Origin of the sequence: Marisediminitalea aggregata (genome assembly GCF_900129565.1) — a bacterium.
Lineage (GTDB): Bacteria > Pseudomonadota > Gammaproteobacteria > Enterobacterales > Alteromonadaceae > Alteromonas > Alteromonas aggregata.
Genome location: NZ_FQWD01000011.1, coordinates 28,311 through 29,323, shown reverse-complemented (window position 1 = coordinate 29,323; position 1,013 = coordinate 28,311). Strand labels below are relative to the sequence as shown.

Sequence of the window (1,013 nt, the reverse complement as noted above, 5' to 3'; positions counted from 1 at the left end):
CCATCTACGGTGGTCGTCACGGTTTGCGTGGATCCATTAGCATCCGTGATCGTCAACGTCACGGTCGCGCCCGCTTCACCGGTGCCGGTTAAGGTGGGCGTCGTGTCGTTGGTCTCCCCGGGGTTAGTCAGGGTGAGGACCGGTGGAGTCGTATCAATGTTGCCAGTACCTGACGCTGAAGCAGAATTACCCGCGTCATCCGTGGTAGTCGCACTGACAGTGAAGTTACCTTCGGCTAAATCGGTGGGCACGTCCACACTGAAGTTGCCACTGCCATCCACGGTGGTCGTGACGGTTTGCGTAGCGCCATTGGCATCCGTGATCGTCAAGGTCACGGTCGCGCCCGCTTCACCCGTACCGGTCAGCGTTGGCGTGGTGTCGTTGGTCTCTCCAGGGTTAGTCAGGGTTAGTACTGGGGCGGTGGTATCAATGTTGCCGGTACCGGACGCCGAGGCGGTATTGCCTGCGGTATCCGACGTAGTGGCACTGACCGTGAAGCTGCCTTCGGCCAGATCATTAGGCACATCGACACTGAAGTTACCTGAACCGTCCACGGTGGTCGTGACGGTTTGCGTAGCACCATTAGCGTCGGTTATGGTGAGCGTCACGGTCGCACCCGCTTCACCGTTGCCGGTCAAGGTTGGTGTCGTGTCGTTAGTCTCCCCGGGGTTAGTCAGGGTCAGCACTGGGGCAGTGGTATCAATGTTGCCAGTGCCAGACGCAGAGGCAGTATTGCCTGCGTTATCCGACGTAGTGGCACTGACCGTGAAGCTGCCCTCGGCTAAATCGGTGGGCACATCCACACTAAAGTTGCCTGAACCGTCCACGGTAGTCGTGACCGTTTGCGTAGTGCCATTAGCATCGGTGATCGTTAAGGTTACGTTCGCGCCCGCTTCACCGGTGCCGGTTAAGGTTGGGGTGGTGTCGTTGGTATCCCCTGGATTATTCAGTGTCAGTACCGGTGCAGTGGTATCAATGTTACCGGTACCGGACGCAGAGGCGGTATTGCCTGC

General features: G+C 58.4%; 1 protein-coding gene. It reads right to left on the bottom strand.

Features of this window, described 5'->3' with window-relative positions:
* A partial coding sequence (locus BUB81_RS22245; RefSeq protein ID WP_217653488.1) for an Ig-like domain-containing protein occupies positions 1-1,013 on the bottom strand: 1,013 nt, incomplete at both ends.